This is a genomic window from Oscillibacter sp. ER4 (assembly GCF_000765235.1).
Classification (GTDB): Bacteria; Bacillota; Clostridia; order Oscillospirales; family Oscillospiraceae; genus Hominicoprocola; species Hominicoprocola fusiformis.
This window is the reverse complement of the sequence record NZ_JPJG01000051.1, coordinates 25,262-41,459: the sequence shown is the minus strand read 5'-3', so window position 1 is coordinate 41,459 and position 16,198 is coordinate 25,262. Positions and strand designations below refer to the sequence as shown.

Annotated in this window: 19 protein-coding genes; 2 read left to right on the top strand and 17 right to left on the bottom strand. The window is 59.0% G+C overall.

Features of this window, described 5'->3' with window-relative positions:
• Positions 1-170: 170 nt before the first annotated feature.
• The 11 genes from NI20_RS0108235 to NI20_RS0108185 all read right to left on the bottom strand — a co-directional run bounded on the left by NI20_RS0108235 (position 171) and on the right by NI20_RS0108185 (position 10,060).
• The gene (locus NI20_RS0108235) at positions 171-839 is read right to left on the bottom strand and encodes an alpha/beta hydrolase (RefSeq protein ID WP_033120927.1); all 669 of its coding nucleotides are present in this window, start codon (positions 837-839) and stop codon (positions 171-173) included.
• A gap of 289 nt (positions 840-1,128) precedes the next feature.
• Entirely contained in the window at positions 1,129-1,317 is a 189-nt protein-coding gene (locus NI20_RS0108230) for a hypothetical protein (protein ID WP_033120926.1), read from the bottom strand.
• 61 nt (positions 1,318-1,378) lie between these two features.
• Complete coding sequence (locus tag NI20_RS0108225; protein WP_052084525.1) at positions 1,379-2,146, bottom strand: IclR family transcriptional regulator; 768 nt, start codon at positions 2,144-2,146, stop codon at positions 1,379-1,381.
• Between the two features lie 199 nt (positions 2,147-2,345).
• A complete protein-coding gene (locus tag NI20_RS0108220; RefSeq protein WP_033120925.1) occupies positions 2,346-3,062 on the bottom strand; it encodes a FadR/GntR family transcriptional regulator in 717 nt (238 codons plus the stop codon).
• A gap of 240 nt (positions 3,063-3,302) precedes the next feature.
• Positions 3,303-4,241: a ketopantoate reductase family protein gene (locus tag NI20_RS0108215; protein ID WP_033120924.1), complete on the bottom strand. Its 939-nt coding sequence runs from the start codon at positions 4,239-4,241 to the stop codon at positions 3,303-3,305.
• A gap of 58 nt (positions 4,242-4,299) precedes the next feature.
• Positions 4,300-5,241, bottom strand: coding sequence for a transketolase family protein (locus NI20_RS0108210; protein ID WP_033120923.1), 942 nt, complete (start codon positions 5,239-5,241; stop codon positions 4,300-4,302).
• Positions 5,242-5,258: 17 nt separating this feature from the next.
• On the bottom strand, positions 5,259-6,095 hold the full coding sequence (locus tag NI20_RS0108205) for a transketolase (protein WP_033120922.1): 837 nt from the start codon (positions 6,093-6,095) through the stop codon (positions 5,259-5,261).
• A gap of 202 nt (positions 6,096-6,297) precedes the next feature.
• A complete protein-coding gene (locus NI20_RS0108200; RefSeq protein ID WP_033120921.1) occupies positions 6,298-7,584 on the bottom strand; it encodes a TRAP transporter large permease in 1,287 nt (428 codons plus the stop codon).
• The gene (locus tag NI20_RS0108195) at positions 7,585-8,055 is read right to left on the bottom strand and encodes a TRAP transporter small permease (protein WP_033120920.1); all 471 of its coding nucleotides are present in this window, start codon (positions 8,053-8,055) and stop codon (positions 7,585-7,587) included.
• A gap of 12 nt (positions 8,056-8,067) precedes the next feature.
• Positions 8,068-9,093: a DctP family TRAP transporter solute-binding subunit gene (locus NI20_RS0108190; protein WP_033120919.1), complete on the bottom strand. Its 1,026-nt coding sequence runs from the start codon at positions 9,091-9,093 to the stop codon at positions 8,068-8,070.
• 313 nt (positions 9,094-9,406) lie between these two features.
• Entirely contained in the window at positions 9,407-10,060 is a 654-nt protein-coding gene (locus NI20_RS0108185) for a hypothetical protein (protein WP_052084524.1), read from the bottom strand.
• Positions 10,061-10,558: 498 nt separating this feature from the next.
• Between NI20_RS0108185 and NI20_RS15670 the strand changes: the two genes are divergently transcribed.
• Both NI20_RS15670 and NI20_RS0108175 read left to right on the top strand, forming a co-directional pair.
• Positions 10,559-10,726, top strand: a complete 168-nt coding sequence (locus tag NI20_RS15670; protein ID WP_242842955.1) for a collagen-like protein — start codon at positions 10,559-10,561, stop codon at positions 10,724-10,726.
• Positions 10,727-10,901: 175 nt separating this feature from the next.
• The gene (locus NI20_RS0108175; RefSeq protein ID WP_033120917.1) at positions 10,902-11,204 is read left to right on the top strand and encodes a hypothetical protein; all 303 of its coding nucleotides are present in this window, start codon (positions 10,902-10,904) and stop codon (positions 11,202-11,204) included.
• A 68-nt stretch (positions 11,205-11,272) separates the two neighbouring features.
• Here NI20_RS0108175 and NI20_RS0108170 read toward each other — a convergent pair whose 3' ends face one another.
• Genes NI20_RS0108170 through NI20_RS0108145 form a run of 6 tightly spaced genes read right to left on the bottom strand, consistent with a single transcriptional unit; the run spans position 11,273 to position 16,197 of the window.
• On the bottom strand, positions 11,273-11,833 hold the full coding sequence (locus NI20_RS0108170) for a histidine phosphatase family protein (RefSeq protein ID WP_052084523.1): 561 nt from the start codon (positions 11,831-11,833) through the stop codon (positions 11,273-11,275).
• Positions 11,830-12,591 (bottom strand): adenosylcobinamide-GDP ribazoletransferase, encoded by a 762-nt coding sequence (locus NI20_RS0108165; RefSeq protein ID WP_033120916.1) that lies wholly within the window; start codon positions 12,589-12,591, stop codon positions 11,830-11,832. The genes NI20_RS0108170 and NI20_RS0108165 overlap by 4 nt, the downstream gene beginning before the upstream one ends.
• The gene (locus NI20_RS0108160; RefSeq protein ID WP_033120915.1) at positions 12,578-13,099 is read right to left on the bottom strand and encodes a bifunctional adenosylcobinamide kinase/adenosylcobinamide-phosphate guanylyltransferase; all 522 of its coding nucleotides are present in this window, start codon (positions 13,097-13,099) and stop codon (positions 12,578-12,580) included. Before NI20_RS0108160 ends, NI20_RS0108165 begins: the two co-directional genes overlap by 14 nt.
• Positions 13,100-13,114: 15 nt before the next feature.
• Positions 13,115-14,197 carry a nicotinate-nucleotide--dimethylbenzimidazole phosphoribosyltransferase gene (gene cobT / locus NI20_RS0108155; RefSeq protein WP_033120914.1) on the bottom strand — a complete coding sequence of 361 codons (1,083 nt, stop codon included), beginning with the start codon at positions 14,195-14,197 and terminating at the stop codon, positions 13,115-13,117.
• Positions 14,198-14,209: 12 nt separating this feature from the next.
• Positions 14,210-14,731 carry a cob(I)yrinic acid a,c-diamide adenosyltransferase gene (locus NI20_RS0108150; protein ID WP_033120913.1) on the bottom strand — a complete coding sequence of 174 codons (522 nt, stop codon included), beginning with the start codon at positions 14,729-14,731 and terminating at the stop codon, positions 14,210-14,212.
• A gap of 2 nt (positions 14,732-14,733) precedes the next feature.
• On the bottom strand, positions 14,734-16,197 hold the full coding sequence (locus NI20_RS0108145; RefSeq protein WP_033120912.1) for a cobyric acid synthase: 1,464 nt from the start codon (positions 16,195-16,197) through the stop codon (positions 14,734-14,736).
• Between the last annotated feature and the right edge of the window lies 1 nt (position 16,198).

Below are 16,198 nucleotides of genomic sequence, written 5' to 3'. Positions count from 1 at the left end.
ATAATTTTATGGTCGTTAATTCCAAATTCCTGCATCGCTGCATAGATACTCAGATGTTCTTTTTTCATGGCTTCTACAACCATTCTCTTGAATTCCGGCGTATATCGTTTGTTTGGTACTCCTTTTGGCATAGCAAAACACCCCATTTGTTAGATAGTATATCATACTGTCTAACAAATGGGGTGCAGTTCAATATTGCTCCTGCGGTCCTTTTTCTCCTCGTCGCCGTACCAGTAGGTGATCTTCGTGTCGATCTTCGCGGGCGTCTTTGGCAGAGCGTAGTTGTTCCCCGACCAGAAAATGTAGCGTATGGTCTCGTCTGAGTAGGTCTTCAAGTAAGCCTCGATGGCGTCGTATTCCTTTTTCGGGTCGTGCCCCGGCAGCGTGAATCGTTCCGGCGGAAAAGCCGCCTCTAAGATTTTGCGGTTATTCGCGGCGAGCTTGAACGACAGCACATCGCGCGCAAGCAGCAGCTTTCGTATGAGATACGGCAGCTGGTACGGCGTGATGCCGCCGTCGATGATGGCGCGCTTGACCGGCAGCTCGCCGAGCGCCAGAAGCCGCGTCAGACATGCGCCGCCGAGTGAGCAGCCGTAGGCCGCGTCGAGGCAAGTCACACCCTGCGCGCGAAGATAGTCCGTGATTTCGTCGACCGTCTGCTCGACTGACGTAAAATCGCCGGGATAAGACGGCTCGCGCTCGTCGTAGACGACCTGAAAGACATGCCACGACTGCGCAAGCAGAGCGACCGTCTTTTCAAACGCCCAGACGGGTTCCGCCGTGCAGGGCAGAAACAGCAGCGTCTTTTCCCGCCCTTGTCCGTGTTCCAAAATGTGCATGTCCTCTCCCCCGTCCGACGCGATGGTAGTTCCCCAAGGCAGTTAGTTTACTCTAACCAAATGTTGCATTTTCATCAGTTAACTATATCTAACTGCTGACCCGTAAAAATGCCGCGAAAGGCGGCTTTTTATGGGTTTTATTGTAATGCTGTGCATGATAAATGTCAAGACAGCGAACGCACAGCTTCGCAGAAACATTCTCTCCATTTTCGCACCGGTGCGCCGCCGTAAGACTCCTCATACCAAAAGAGCGCGGAGAGGTCAAACCTCTCCGCGCTCTTTTTCCTTTTTACAGCTTCCAGCCGGCAGTCACCTTCTTGCCGCCGACGAAGTCGGCGTAGATGCCGTCCTCCTGGATGAGCTCGTCGTGCGTGCCGCGCTGGACGATCTTTCCGCCGTCCTCATCCTTTTTTGCGCGGCAGCCGCCGCTGCAATAGACCGTCGCCACGCGGGGCGGGAATTTGCGTTTGATTGCCATTGCGTCTCCTCCCCTGTTCCATTCTGATATTGCCGCCCTCCGCGGCACAAAATTTCTCTGCTTACGCCCGATAGCCGAGCGCCGTTGAGATCTGCGCCGCCGCGGCGCAGGTCAAGTCAATATCGCGCTGGAAATCCGGCGAACGCGCACTGTCGAACATGCCAACAAAGCCGACGGCGTAGCGCACCGCGCCGGAGCTGTCGCGCACGGGCGCGGAGGCCGAGCACAGGCCGAAGCGGTACTCGCCATCCTCCACGGCATAGCCGTTTTCACGCGCGGCCTGCATCACACGGAAGAGCTCCTCCCACGTGACGAGGGTCTTGGGCGTATAGGGCTCCAATGTGCGGCGCGACAGGACGCGCTTCGCCTCGTGGTCGGCCATCGCGGATAGAAACACCTTGCCCTGCGAGGTGCAGTGCAGCGGCAGACGCGTCCCGACCTCCGACACGACGCGCAGTCCCGCGCGGGACTGCACCTGTTCGATGGTAATGACCTCTGACCGATTCAACAATGAGAGGAACACCGACTGCCCTGTCACGCTTGCCAAATGCTGCAAATGCGGCTTTGCCAGGTCTGAAACGCTCCAGCTTGCGCCCACGGCGCAGCCGTACTCAAAAAGCCGCACGCCGAGGCAGTAGCGCCCGTCGCTCTGCTGGTCCACGACCGCGCTCTCGCGCATCGTGCTCAAAAGGCCGTGGATCGTGCTCTTCGGCCAGCCGGTCTGCTCACTCAGCGCGGCCAGCGTGAGCGGCTGGTGCGCCTCCATCAGCAGGTCGAGCAGCCGCAGCGCCTTGGCAACGGACTGTACGGGACCGTTTTCATGGGACATCGCCTTCCCTCCTCTCGATTCGTCATTGCCGGATGAGCCGCCGTCATTTTCTTGATGACAGTATCGCGCAGGTTCAAACAAAAGAAAAGGGCAATTTCCGCAAATCGCACAAATTCCATCAGCTAGACTATCGATTTTCCGTCAAAAAAGCCCGCCATCGCATCTGCGACGGCGGGCCTTGCATTTTCAGTTACTTCTCTTAGCCATGGATGATATCGCCGAAGTAGGTGCCGCGGACGATCTCCTCCACGTCCTCTCCCTCGTGTCCCCTGAGGATCTCAAGGAGCTTGCTGTGCGCGGCGACGAGCTCGTCGCCTCTGCCGCTCGTGATCATCGTGCTGACGGTCTCGTAGCGGACGGCGTGCGTCAGCGTGCGCACAACGCGGCTGATCTTGTCGGCCAGCGGATTTTTGCCCATCTGCGAGATCAGGTCGTGGAACTCGTTGTCCACGGCGAAGAAGCGGTCGACCTCGTTGTCACCGCTGTGGACGATCTCTTTCATCTGTTCGAGCATCGCCTCGAGCGCATGGCCATCCTCCTCGTCATACTTCTGGCTGGCAAGGCGCATGATGCCGGTCTCGACCATCTCACGCAGCTCCATCAGATTGTCGAAGGAATCCTGATTCAGGATGATGCCGTAGATCATCGGATCGATCATGCTCTCCTGGAAGCCGCTGCAAACAAAGGTTCCCTCTGAACGCTTGCTCTCCAGCACGCCGAGGTAGGAGAGGATTTTGATGGCCTCACGTACGGAACTGCGGGCAACGCCCATCGACGCGGCCAGCTCCGGCTCGGGCGGGATGCGGTCGCCGGGCTTGATCTCTTTATTACGCATGGCGTCTGTCAGGCAGTTGATGACACTCTGCACCACAGACTCTTTTTTCAAATTTTTCACATATCTGGGCGTATCGTTCATAATTTTCTCCTTTTATGCCTGACAATATAATTCCTATATATAACATAATACAAAGTTGAGGTTTCGTCAATGAAAACCGTCTTTCATAAAAGCGGCGGGCGGCAGATGTACCAGTCCGCCGCCCGCTCATTCAGGAAGGAATCAACGGCAAGCTGCCGTTTTTTGCAGGAATTCATATGGGCGCAGGCTGCGCGAGCCGCTTTGCGTCGTTTGCCGCGGCACAGCGCCGCACGGCTTTTTTTACCTGCCGAGGTAGATAGACTGCTTGGCCAGCACGAGCTGGAGCATCAGGTCGTTGCAGGGCGTGGGAATGCCGTGCTCACGGCCGAGGCGGCAGACAGCGCCGGTGATGATACGGATCTCGGTCTCGCGGTGATGCGTGACGTCCTGCACCATGGAGCTGATGGTCTCATCAGTCATGCGAGAGACCTCGTAGGCGTGCTCCAACTCGGCGTCATGGTCGAGCGTGCAGCCGCAGGCGTTCGCCACGACGATGGCCTCTTCTACCAGCATGCGGGCCGCCTCGTGGGCGTACTGGTTGCCGTCGACAAAGCCGTTCTTGGTCTCGAGCAGGGCGCTCATGCCGTTGATGGCGACGTTCGCCAGCAGCTTGTGCCAGATGGCGTTCATCACGTTCTCGTGGACCTGGACCTCAAGACCGGCGGCGCGCAGGCCCTCGGCCATTTCCTCGACCTTGGCCATGGGGGCCTTCAGCGAGCCAAGGTTCGTCACACCGGTACCGGTGTGCTTAACGTGGCCGGGGCCGACGGGCGTGGAGCCGAACGCCGTGTTGCCGATGATGATCTGCTCTTCGGGCACGACCTTGGCGATCTCATCGTAGTTGCCAAGGCCGTTCTGCAGGCAGAGGACCATGGTGTGCTTGTCGATCATCGGCAGCGCATTGCGCACAGCCGCTTCAAGATACTGATAGTGGACGAACACGATCAGAAGATCCACAACGCCGATCTCCTTGGGGTCGGTCGTCGCCATGGCGGGATGGAAGACGACGGTCTCGCCGGTGCCCGTGCCGGGCACGCACTCGTCGACGAGAATGCCGTTTTTCTTGATGGACTCGATGACCGGAGCATAGGTATCCAGCACGCAGACCTCATGCTCGCGAGACAGATAGCTTGCATAGCAGCTGCCGATCGCGCCGCAGCCGACAAATCCGATTTTCATGGTAAATAACCTCCTGTATCAGATAATTCTATGATGAATGTTATTTAACTGGTTTTTCTCAGCCCTTGACGAGCGTCTCGGCGATCTCGGTGATGTTCTCGACCGTCACGCCGTTCATGGCGAGCAGGCGCTCATAGGGTGCGGACTGGCCGAACTGGTCCTGAATGCCGACTCTCTTGACGATGCCCTTGCCCATCTCGGCAGCGACCTCGCACACGGCGGAGCCGAGACCGTTGAGGATGTTGTGGTCCTCAACCGTGATGATCTTGCCGACCTCGTTGATCGCGGCGGTCACAGCCTCCACGTCGAGTGGCTTGATGGTGTGCATGTCGAGCACGCGGGCGGAAATGCCCTTGCCCTCGAGCACCTTGGCGGCCTCGATCGCGAGACGGACGGTATCGCCGTTGGCGATGATAACGACGTCCTTGCCGTCCTGGATCTGGTGGGCCTTGCCGATGGTGAACTCCACATCCTCGTCGTAGATCTGGGGGATGGCGTCACGGGTGAAGCGCAGATACACGGGGCCGTAGACCTCAGCGGCCTGACGGACGAGCTTGCGGGCGGAGTTGTAGTCCGCGGGCATGATGACGGTCATGTTGGGGATGGTGCGCAGAACGCCCATATCCTCAATGGCCTGATGGGAAGCGCCGTCGTTGGCGGGGGTCACGCCGCCGTGGGAGCAGGCGATCTTTACGTTCAGGTTGGGGTAGCAGATCTCCTGGCGGATCATTTCGCACATACGGAGGGAACCGAACACGGCATAGGTGACGACAAATGGGATCTTGCCGCAGGTGGCAAGGCCCGCGGCAACGCCCGCGCCGTTCTGCTCGGCGATGCCGACGTTGATGTACTGGTCCGGCAGCTCCTTGCGGAATTCGCCGGTCTTGCAGCTCTTGCCGATATCAATATCAACGACCAGAATGTCGGGATTCTCCTTGCCGAGCGCGACGATCTCCTTGCCGAAGCCCTCGCGAGTGGCGATCATTTTTTTCTCACTCATTGCTCTTCCCTCCTCGCTTAATCGATCAGCTGGGCCTTGAGCTCAGCCATGGCCTGTGCGTACTGCTCATCATTCGGGGCAACGCCGTGCCAGCCGCACTGGTTTTCCATGAAGGAAACGCCCTTGCCCTTGACGGTGTGGGCATACAGGCACTTGGGCTTGCCGTTCTTAGAGGCGTAGCACTTGTCGATGCACGCGACGATCTCTTCCATGCTATGGCCGTCGAGCTCGAGCGTCTCCCAGCCGAAGGCCTTGAACTTTTCGCCCAGGTCACCGTTGGGCATGATCTCGTCGCAGGTGCCGTCGAGCTGCAGGTTGTTGTAGTCGACAAAGACGATCAGGTTGTCGAGGCCGTACTTGTGCGCCGTGTTGGCAGCCTCCCAGATCTCGCCCTCCTGCGCTTCGCCGTCGCCGACGACGCAGAAGACCTTGTAGTCCTTGTGGTCCATCTTGCCCGCCATAGCCATGCCGACCGCGCAGGCGAGGCCCTGACCGAGAGAGCCGGTGGAGATATCAATGCCGGGGCAGCGGTTCATCGAGGGGTGGCCCTGAAGCATCGAACCCTCCTTGCGCAGGGTGTCGAGCTCAGACTCAGGGAAAAAGCCAACGCTTGCCAGGCAGGCATACTGGATGGGGCACACATGACCCTTAGAGAGCACCATGCGGTCGCGGTCCGGCCAGCGGGGATCCTTCGGGTCGATGTTCATGTACTTGAAGTAGCAGGCAGTGACAAAGTCCGCCGCGGAAAGCGAGCCGCCCGGGTGACCGGACTGCGCCTTGTAGATCATGTCAATGACCTTCATGCGCATCTGCGTGGCGGTGTTTTTCAGTTCCTTGATGGAAATATCCTTCACAAAAATCACCTCATGAATAAGTTTGGTTCTGTGGTTTCTTTATACTATGTCGGACAAATGGCAATTACAGTATAGCGCTTTGTCTGACAAAGTCAAGTCCTTTTTAAAATTTTCTTTTTTATGATTTTTTCTTCCGTTTTTCTGCCGTTTTGTACAAAAAAGCTCCGGACATAGAGGTCCGAAGCTTTTTTGCATAGAGAGGTCAACCCACGAACATCAAAGAGAGATCGGGAATATATGTGATGAGGAGGAGCACCACAAGTTCTGCAAGCAGGCATGGGATGATGCCCTTTGTGATCTCTTCGATCTTGATATCGCCAATGCCGCACGCGACATACAGGTTGACACCGACAGGCGGGGTGAACAGGCCGATGGCCAGGTTCACGATCATTACGGTGCCGAGGTGGATGGGGTCAATGCCCAGCTGCAGAGCGACCGGCGCAAACAGCGGCGTGAAGATGTAGAGCGCGGAGGTGGAATCGAGGAAGCAGCCCGCGATCAGCAGCACGATGTTGACGATGATGAAGAAAATGACGGTGCTGCCGCCGGTGATGTTCAGCATGAAGTCCTTGATGGCAAGGTCAAGTCTTGCGCGGGTCAGAACATAGCCGAACAGCGTTGCGCCCATGGTGATGAACATGACGGTGGCGGTGGTGGAGCAGGAATCGACGAGGATGTCCTTCATCTTCTTGAAGTCGATCTCATGGTAGATGAACACACCCACGATCAAACCGTAGAACACGGAGACCGCGGCGGCTTCCGTCGGGGTGAACACGCTGCCGTAGATACCGCCGAGGATGATGACGGGCATCAGAAGGCCCCAGAAGGCGTCCTTGAACGCAGCCAGGCGCTCCTTGCCGCTGGCCTTGGGCAGGACCTTAAGGTCCATCTTGCGGCCCATGAGCATGGCGGCCACGATCAGGCCGAGACCCATCAGAAGGCCGGGTACAACACCGGCGACGAACAGATCCGTGATGGAGGCGTCCGCGATGGAGCCGTACACAACGAAGGTGATGGACGGCGGGATGACGACGCCGATCGCGCCGCCCGCGGCCATCAGCGCGCAGGAAAACGAAGCGGGATAGCCGGCCTTGACGAGCGCCGGGATCATGATGAGGCCCAGAGCCGCGACCGTTGCCGGACCCGAACCGGAAATAGCAGCGAAGAAGCAGGAGACGACCACGCAGACCATCGCCATGCCGCCGCGGATGTGACCAAGGCACTTTTCCGCCAGATTGATGAGGCGGCCGGAGATACCGGCCTTCTCCATCACGTTGCCGGACAGGATGAAAAATGGGATGGCCAGCAGGACAAACTTACTGCTCGCCGAAGAGCACAGACGGGGCAGAACGCTCATGATGGCCTCGAGCGGCTTGCCTGCACCCTGCACAAGGATCGCGCTCACGCTGGACATGCCGAGGCAGACCGCGATAGGTGCGCCGAGCGCCAGCAGCAATACAAAAACACCCAGTAAAACGATACCTACCATTTATTTGTCCTCCTCTGCCTTGAATTCCTTATACATCTGCACCATGGTCTGCAAAAAAGCCATCATGGCAAACGCTGCGCCGACGGGGACAAACGAGCCGTAGATCCACTCAGGCCACTGCATCGTGGCGGTCTCCTGACCCATCTGATACTGGCTGATGACCATCTGGATGCCGAAAATGACGATCAGGAGGCAGAACAGCGCGGAAATGGCATACATGACCATGCTGATGATCATGCGTGCGCGGGGGCTGACATGGTCGGTGACGATAGACAGGCCCAGATGCGCCTTGCGGCGGGCGGCGACGGCCGTACCCATGAAGCTCATCAGAACGAACAGATACGTGGACATCTCATCGGAAACTGCCAGCGAATTGCCGAATCCATAGCGGGCGATCACATTGATGAAGACCAGCACTGCCATGATGGAGACGCAAACACAGGCTACCAATTTTTCGATCTTGCTTAACATGTCTTCCCCTCCTTAATTGATGCCGAAGGCCGCGCAGGCTTCCTCGCCGTAGCTCTGCTTCAGCTCAGCCGTCACACCGGCAACCGCTTCCTTGAAGGCCTGGAGTTGATCCTCGGTCAGGATATCGACCTGCATACCTTCTTCCTGGAAGCCCTTGATGAGCTCATCCTCTTCCGCCTCAAGGCGGTCACGGCCCCACTCGCAGGACTCCGTGGCGCACTGCTGGAGAAGCTCTTTCGTGTTGTCCTCCAGGTTCTCCCAGACCTTTGTGTTGGCGACGAAGAGGTCGTTTTCGTAGCTGTAGTTCCAGATGGTCATGTAATCCTGAATTTCGTCCATCTTGGCAGACTTCGTCACCGAGCAGCCGTTCTCCTGCCCGTCGATGGTGCCCTGCTGGATGGCAGTGAAGACCTCGCTCCAGCTCATGGCCGTCGGGCTGGCGCCCAGCGCCTTGAAAACACCCATGTACACCGCGGAGCCGGGGACACGAATTTTAAGGCCCTTCAGATCCTCCGGCGTGGTGACGGCGTGCTTGCTGTTCGTCAGCTGACGGAAGCCGTTGTGGAACGAGCCAAGGTACGTGATTCCCTTGTTCGCCAGCATCTCAGCGTAATACTCGCCGCCGGTGGTATCAATGACCTCGCGCGCCTGCTGATAGGACGTAAACGACCACGGCAGCGTCGCGACCGAGAGCTTCGGCTCCAGATTCGCGAGCACGCACGTTGCGTAAGCACCCAGATCCGAGCCGCCCACGGCGATGTACTCAACACCCTTGGTGCTGTTGCCACCCGCCAGTGTATCGTTTGAGAACACGTCGATCACGATGTTCCCACCCGAGCGCTCAGACACAAGGTCGGCAAAGTGATGCGCTACCAGCGAGTCGATCTGCGTATCCGTTCCGTTGACTGCCATGGAGAGGTTGATCTTTTGATATTCGCCGCTCTCCCCATCGTTTGTTCCTTTACTGCCACAGCCGGCCAGGCTTGTGATCAGCATGGCCCCTACCAGCGCAGCTATGATTAGTCTCCCATGTTTCATACACAGTTACCTCCAGCGATCGTTAAGTCTTTGTCATTTGTCCTATGTCTGATAAAGATTGAGGTCATTATATCTATCAAAACTACTAAAGTCAAGGTTCAATCTTATTTCTGGCGTTTCTGACAAAAAGAACCAATTATTTTATTGATTTGGTCAATTCTGTGTTAAAATTGTGTCAATCCGTCATTTTTTTAACGATTTGGCGGAAAGATGTCTTTTTGTTGCAAATACCATAAAAGCCCCTCCACCTGTGCGGTGAAGAGGCTTTTTTCCTTTTATGAAAATGGCGGCGCGGCCGGTTCGTCTTGCTTTTTCAGCGGAGGGCACGCCCTCCCCTGCCGCAGCTTAAGCTCTTCGCTTCTGCCGGAACGGCATCTGGATATTTGATGAGATCGTACATTTTTCCGAATTCACCGAGGTCGCGCGTTCCGGCGATCACCATGCCGAGGTGCACATACTTGTCGCACTTAGACTTGGCGTCCGTCTCTAAGATCACCGGCACACGGAGACGGTCGCCCTCGGCAAAGGCGATGTCCATGACCTTTCGCATATAGCCCTGCCCCTGATACTTTTCGCACACACAGACCATGCCGACGAAGATATAGGGCTTCTTTTCCTTGTCCATGCGCTCCTGGAGCGACTTTCCGCCCTTTTTGATGGCCATGGCGAAACGCATCAGGCGCTTCATGCTCGAATTGTGCAGCATTCCCGTCGCGATCGGCCAAAGGGTCTTGAAGCCGAGCTTCTCCTTGGGCCGCTTGTAGGCGATGTAACCCTCGCCGCGCTCGCTCGTCGTGTGCAGGAAGCCGCCGCGCAGCATCCCGCGCACGTAGGCACAGATGTATTGCGCCGTCGACTCCTGACCGAAAAAGGCGTAGACCATGCCCGTCTCCTCCCCGTAGTCGTAGTAGCCGAAGGCGTGGCCGATCGCACAGATGGCGCTCTCATTCATGGATTTGACGATCATGCTGTCCGTTCCTTTCTTTTTCTGCGCTTCCCGCTTCAGTTAGAGAAGGCTAACTCAATGACTTTGAAAAAGCTGCCTTGGCAGCCTTGGCGCGAAATGATCTTAATTTGACCCAAACGGTTTTTCGGTCACAGTATAGCATCCATATCTTTCATTTGCAAGGCAGTTTTCTGTTTTCGGCATTTTCCATGCATGTCTGCCGCCTTTTTCTTCCCTGCTGTGCGCCGTTTCTTCGTCCGATGCATAGGATAAAGCACCGATATCATGTCAGGGGGAGACGTCTATGAATTACTACACGGGTCCTGCCGCGGGAACGGCTGCTGCCCGTCCGATCCGTATAGCTATGTCACGATCCAGGGGCCGACCGGCCCCACGGGTCCCGAGGGACCTTGAGGAGAACAGGGGCTTCGCGGCGAACAGGGCCCGATGGGTCCGCGCGGCATTCGGGGCGAGCAGGGCTGTCCGGGTCCCGCCGGACCGAGGGGCTCTGTCAGGCCGATGGGACCGAGAGGTCCGCAGGGCGTGCGCGGTCCCGTCGGCCCAAAGGGCGATCCCGGCTCGCAGGAACCCATTGGTCCCCGAGGCGAGCGCGGAGAAAAAGGCGAACAGGGCATCCAAGGCGAGAAAGGCGACACCGGCGAAACGCCGGTCATCACCGTCGCGTAGGACACCCCACTGAGCTACAAGCTGCACTTCCAAACCAGCGAGCAGGAGTTGACGACGCCTAATCTATTCGCACCGTTCACCGAGTACCATGTCGACCTCTCCGCGGCAGACAGCACGCTGAATATTCCGCTCAAGGACCTGATTTTGACCTATCAGCGCGCTGCGCATCAGCATCGTGCCGAAGAACACCGCCGCGCCCGTTTTGGTCGACCTGCGCAGAACGACCATCTACGACGGCAGCACGATCGAGACACAGACGCTCAACGGCAGCAGCATTTCCGCAAGCATTGCGATCGACGGCACCGTGTACACAAACTCGCAGGAGACGCACAACATGCGCATCCGCCAGCAGGATCCCGTCACGAAGCTCTGGTCGATGTGTGAGATCAATTCGTTCCTTTCCACGGGCGGCGCACGCTGCTCCATCCGCATCCAGTGGAGCGAGTACGACGTGGCCTACGCCGCGCCGACGGTGTAACCACACCGATACCATATAAAGACACCGTCCGCGTTCCGGAAAGATATCCGGAATGCGGGCGGTGTTCACTATTTGATCTGAATTGTTTCTCCGTCATACACGCCTTGCAGGCATTCGCCGTTTCCGATGTGGTAGGCATAAAAGTCCTTCTTCGGACGCGCATAGGCCTCCATGATCGCCATGATGACGCCGCCGTGGACGACAAATCCCACGCGCGAGCCATCCTGCACATTTTTGATCGTCTCCGTAAACGCCTCGCAGCAACGCGTTTTGAAGTCCGTTACGCTCTCACCCTCGGGGATGGGCGTCAGGCACATCGCATCGACCCACGCCTGATAGGCGGGGTCGCCCGAAAGCTCGTCGGCGGACTTCCCCTCAAAGCGGCCAAAGTCCGTCTCGGCAAGGCCGTCCACGACGGTATAGTGCATCTTCGGAAAAAGAATGTCCGCCGTCTGCCGCGTGCGCAGCATGGGGCTGACAAAAAGTCGATCGACTGAAAGTCTCCGCTTTTGCAGCGCTTTGACCTGTGCGATGCCCGCCTCGCACAGCGGCTCGTCCGTGCGGCCGATGTAGCGGCGGCGGAGGTTGCCCTCTGTCGCGCCGTGGCGGATGAAGAAAATGTCGATCACAGCAGCCCTCCGATCCAAACGCCGATCAGGCCGCAGAGCTCGCAGAGCTGCAAAAAGAAGCCCGACGTGTCCCCTGTCACGCCGCCAAACTGCGCCAGCGCGAATCTGCGATACTTGAGCGCGGAAACCACCGCAAACGCCGCCGCCATCCCGCCAGCCGTGGGAGACATCCAGACCATCCCCGCCGCGGCAGCGAGGCCGGCAAGCGCGAGCGCGGCTGTCGCCGTGCGGCGCTGGACGCCGCTTGTGAAGGCGCAGAGCATGCCGGACTTTCGCGCATTCGGCAGATTCACCGCGCACAGGCCCGACAGCGCGCGAGAGAGCACGAACAGCGGGCAAATCAGCAAAATATGCCCCGCGGCGAACACCTCGTAGGCAAAGCCCGCGTAGGCGAGCAGGTACACGCCGCCGTAAATAACCGCGAACGCGCCGCAGTTGGCATCCTTCATGATCGCGAGCTTTTTCTCGCGCGTCTGGTGCGATGAGAGTGCGTCCACCGTGTCGAGATAACCGTCCATGTGGATGCCGCCCGTCACCAGAATCGGCAGGCATGCCGCGATTGCCGCGAACAGCACGCCGCTCATGCCCGTCGCCTGCGCAAGTACAGCCCACAGCCAGAGCGCCGCGCCGCAGAGAACACCCACCGCGGGGAAAAAGCAGATCGCGTAGCGCATATTTTTTTCGTTCCAATCAAGCTGCGGAACGGGCACCGCGCTGTACGTCGACAGCGCGATCAAAAGCGATTCAAATAATCTCATCGAGGTCTCCCTTTTCGGCAAACGGCGCGCCGTCTTTCATTGCGACCGCCGCCGCGGCGCGGTCGTACAGTCTTTGATTCAGGCCGTTCAGCGCGCGGATGTAAGCCGCCGTCTCGCCGTCGTAGCCGTCGGCGCGCAGGCCTGTGATCGTCACCGCGACGAGCAGACGACAGCGCGAGCACAGCACTTCGATGTCCGCGTACACGCTTGCTTCATCCCCGCCGCGCTCGAACATCGCGTTTGCCAGCAGATTCGACACATCCTCAAGCAGCACGACGCCGTCCCTTTCGACCGCCGCCGCGCCGACCTGATATGGGCATTCGAGCGTCGTAAATTGCAGGTCCTTTCGCTGCTCGCGGTGCTTTTCGATGCGCTGTAAATTTTCCTCCGAGCAGGGGCGCATCGTGGCGATGTAATAGCGCTCGCCTGTCGTGCGCGCGACGATGCGCTCGGCATAACGGCTCTTGCCGCTGCCGTTTGCACCGGAGATCATGATCAGCGTTCCCATGCGCGTTCCCTTCTCTCAGGGCGTGAACTGGTCGCCACGGCGAATTTCGTCCAGATAGTCGTCGTTGATGCCCGCCTCGTCAAAGGTCGCCATATCGTTGATGACAGCGCACGCAGCGTCGAGCACCTGAAAGGCGAGCGGACAGCCGCTCCCCTCGCCCAATCGCATGCCGAGGTCAAACAGCGGGCGCAGGTCCATCGCCTCCATCGCGAGGCGGTAGCCGATCTCAAACGAGGCGTGGCTCGGCACCAGGTAGCCGCGCACATTCGGGCACAGCCTGACGGCGCACAGCGCCGCCGCGGCGGAAATGAGGCCGTCGATGACCGCCGGCCGGCGTGCCGCCGCCGCGCCCAAAAATGCGCCGCACATCGCCGCGAGGTCAAAGCCGCCGACCTTGGAAAGGACGCCGACAACGTCGTCCCTGTCCGGCCGATTTACCTCAATGGCGGTGCGGATGACCGTTTTCTTTTTGCGAAAGCTCTCCTCCGTGATACCGCCGCCGCGGCCCGTCACGGCCTCGACGTCCGCTCCCAGCAGCACGGCCAGCACCGCCGAAGAGGTCGTCGTGTTGCCGATGCCCATTTCGCCGACACCGATCACGTCCGCGTCGACCGTCCCCGCGATCTCTGCGCCGGTCAGGATGGCCTGTAAGGTTTGCTCCCGCGTCATCGCGGGGCCGGTGCAGATATTTTGCGTGCCGTAGGCGATCTTGCGGTTCAAAACGGTGCTCTCGTAAATATCGGCATTCACGCCGACATCGCACACGGTCAAGCCGCAGCCAAAGTGCTTTGCCAGCACTGCAGCTCCCGTCTTGCCCCGCATCAGGTTAATGGTCTGCTGCTTCGTCACGGACTGCGGCGCGCTGGAAACGCCCTCGGCCACCACGCCGTTGTCCGCAGCGAAGACGAGCAACTGCTTTTTATTGAGCGCATTGTGCACCCGCCCTGTGATCCCCACAAGCTGGATGGAGATCTCTTCGAGCCGCCCGAGGCTGCCGGGGGGCTTGGCGAGCCGCGCCTGATACTCTTCCGCCGCCGTCATCGCGCTGCGATCAAGCGGCAAAACTTCGCGTACAAGCGCGTCCAATTCCTTCTGCATGGCTCTCCTCCTTCAAAATTCGATGCCGCGCCGCGCGGCGATCCCCCGTTCAAACGGGTGCTTGCGCTTTCGCATCTCCGTCACATAGTCGGCGGCGTCCAGCAAATGCTGCGACGGGTCTCGCCCCGTCAGCACGACTTCAAGCGCTTTTGGTCTGCCGCGCAGAAAGTCGATCAGCGTTGCCTCTTCGATCAAGCCGTGGTTGCAGGCAGCGACCGCCTCGTCGAGCACGAACAGATCAACGCCGTCCGCGCTCTTTCGCATCACGTCTTCCAGCAGCGCGGAATAGGCCTTTTGCGCCGCCGCTTTCGTCTGCCCGTCCATCGCCTTGAAAAAGCCGAAGTTCTGCGTGCAGCACGCGACCTCGACATTTTGCAGCGCGCGCAGGACGTTCAGTTCCGATGAGCTGCCGTCCTTCAAAAACTGCGCAAACAGCACGCGCTTTCCAGCGCCCGCCGCGCGGACGCTCAGTCCGACCGCCGCGGTCGTCTTGCCCTTGCCGTCGCCGAAGTACAGATGAATAAGCCCCTGCATGCTCACACCTCCTGATTCAAAATGCGGTAGATGAGCGGCATATCGAGCCCCGCGCGCACCGCGTCTGCCAGCAGATCATACTGCCGCTCCTTGTAGGCCCTCGCGTCAAAGGTGCCGAGCGATTCAAAGGAAACGCCCTTTTTCGTGCACAGCGCTGTTAAGATCGTGTCGGCGACCTCTTGTTCATCGAAAATACCGTGGACATAGCTGCCGTAGACATTGCCCATGCTGAAGAGCGCGCCGCGCGCTTCTTCGCTGCGGCCCATGTGGATCTCGTAGCCCGCGTAGCGCTTGCCGTTCAGCTCAGAGAGCAGTCCCGCGACACCGGAGAAGACGCCGTTTGTCTGCGTCTGCACCTTTTCGCCCTGAAATACTGTTTCGAGCGGCAGAAAGCCCATTCCGTCGATTTCCGTCACGCCCGCGGCCTCGACCTGTTCGGGGTCGGAAATGTGCCGTCCCAGCATCTGATAGCCGCCGCAGACGCCGAAAACCAGTGTGCCGCCGCTCGCGGCCTTTTGGATCGACGCCTCCAGCCCGCTCTGGCGGAGCCATTGGAGGTCGGCGATCGTACTCTTCGTACCGGGAATCACGATCATATCCGGCGCGCGCAGGTCCCGCGCCCGCTCCACATAGCGGAGCGAGACATTCTCGTAGCGCTCAAACGGCGAAAAATCCGTAAAGTTCGAAATGCGCGGCAGGCGGATGACCGCAATGTCGATGAGCCGCGGCTCCTTATCCCGCCCGAAGCGTTCGCTCAAGCTATCCTCGTCGTCGATGTCGACATGGAGGTATGGCACAACGCCCGCCACGGGTACGCCGCAGAGCTCCTCAAGCGTTTTGAGCCCCGGTTCCAGAATGGCGCGGTCACCGCGGAATTTGTTGACAACAACGCCCTTGATGCGCCTTCTGTCCTCTTCACTTTGCAGCGCGACCGTGCCGTAGAGCTGGGCGAACACGCCGCCGCGGTCGATGTCGCCCACCAGCAGCACCGGCGCATCCACCATGCGGGCAAGACCCATGTTGACGATGTCGTTTTCCTGCAAATTGATTTCCGCGGGGCTGCCCGCGCCCTCGATGACGATGATGTCGTACTCGCGTGCCAAGCTCTCATAGGCCTCCATCACCGCGGGGATAAAGTCGCGCTTTCTGCGGTAGTATTCCATCGCGGGCAGATTGCCCTGTACGCGTCCGTTCACGATGACCTGACTGCCGACGTCCGTCGTCGGCTTCAGTAAAATCGGATTCATGCGCACATCCGGCTCGATGCCCGCGGCCTCAGCCTGCACCACCTGCGCGCGCCCCATCTCGCCGCCATCTTTCGTGATAAACGAGTTGAGCGCCATATTCTGGCTCTTGAACGGGGCAACGCGATAGCCGTCCTGCTTCAAAACGCGGCAGAGCCCCGCGGCCAGCAGACTCTTGCCCGCGTTGGACATCGTCCCCTGGATCATGATAGTTTTTGCCATG

Excerpts from the sequence above, each read along its gene's own strand:
- NI20_RS0108200 (WP_033120921.1), bottom strand. The coding sequence starts at position 7,584 with ATGGTAGGTATCGTTTTACTGGGTGTTTTTGTATTGCTGCTGGCGCTC.
- NI20_RS0108195 (WP_033120920.1), bottom strand. The coding sequence starts at position 8,055 with ATGTTAAGCAAGATCGAAAAATTGGTAGCCTGTGTTTGCGTCTCCATC.
- NI20_RS0108225 (WP_052084525.1), bottom strand. The coding sequence starts at position 2,146 with ATGTCCCATGAAAACGGTCCCGTACAGTCCGTTGCCAAGGCGCTGCGG.
- NI20_RS0108230 (WP_033120926.1), bottom strand. The coding sequence starts at position 1,317 with ATGGCAATCAAACGCAAATTCCCGCCCCGCGTGGCGACGGTCTATTGC.
- NI20_RS0108150 (WP_033120913.1), bottom strand. The coding sequence starts at position 14,731 with ATGCAGGGGCTTATTCATCTGTACTTCGGCGACGGCAAGGGCAAGACG.
- NI20_RS0108220 (WP_033120925.1), bottom strand. The coding sequence starts at position 3,062 with ATGAACGATACGCCCAGATATGTGAAAAATTTGAAAAAAGAGTCTGTG.
- NI20_RS0108235 (WP_033120927.1), bottom strand. The coding sequence starts at position 839 with ATGCACATTTTGGAACACGGACAAGGGCGGGAAAAGACGCTGCTGTTT.
- NI20_RS0108185 (WP_052084524.1), bottom strand. The coding sequence starts at position 10,060 with ATGATCGTCAAATCCATGAATGAGAGCGCCATCTGTGCGATCGGCCAC.
- NI20_RS0108210 (WP_033120923.1), bottom strand. The coding sequence starts at position 5,241 with ATGAGTGAGAAAAAAATGATCGCCACTCGCGAGGGCTTCGGCAAGGAG.
- NI20_RS0108145 (WP_033120912.1), bottom strand. The coding sequence starts at position 16,197 with ATGGCAAAAACTATCATGATCCAGGGGACGATGTCCAACGCGGGCAAG.
- NI20_RS0108215 (WP_033120924.1), bottom strand. The coding sequence starts at position 4,241 with ATGAAAATCGGATTTGTCGGCTGCGGCGCGATCGGCAGCTGCTATGCA.
- NI20_RS0108160 (WP_033120915.1), bottom strand. The coding sequence starts at position 13,099 with ATGGGAACGCTGATCATGATCTCCGGTGCAAACGGCAGCGGCAAGAGC.
- NI20_RS0108190 (WP_033120919.1), bottom strand. The coding sequence starts at position 9,093 with ATGAAACATGGGAGACTAATCATAGCTGCGCTGGTAGGGGCCATGCTG.
- NI20_RS15670 (WP_242842955.1), top strand. The coding sequence starts at position 10,559 with ATGGGACCGAGAGGTCCGCAGGGCGTGCGCGGTCCCGTCGGCCCAAAG.
- NI20_RS0108165 (WP_033120916.1), bottom strand. The coding sequence starts at position 12,591 with ATGAGATTATTTGAATCGCTTTTGATCGCGCTGTCGACGTACAGCGCG.
- cobT (WP_033120914.1), bottom strand. The coding sequence starts at position 14,197 with ATGCAGAAGGAATTGGACGCGCTTGTACGCGAAGTTTTGCCGCTTGAT.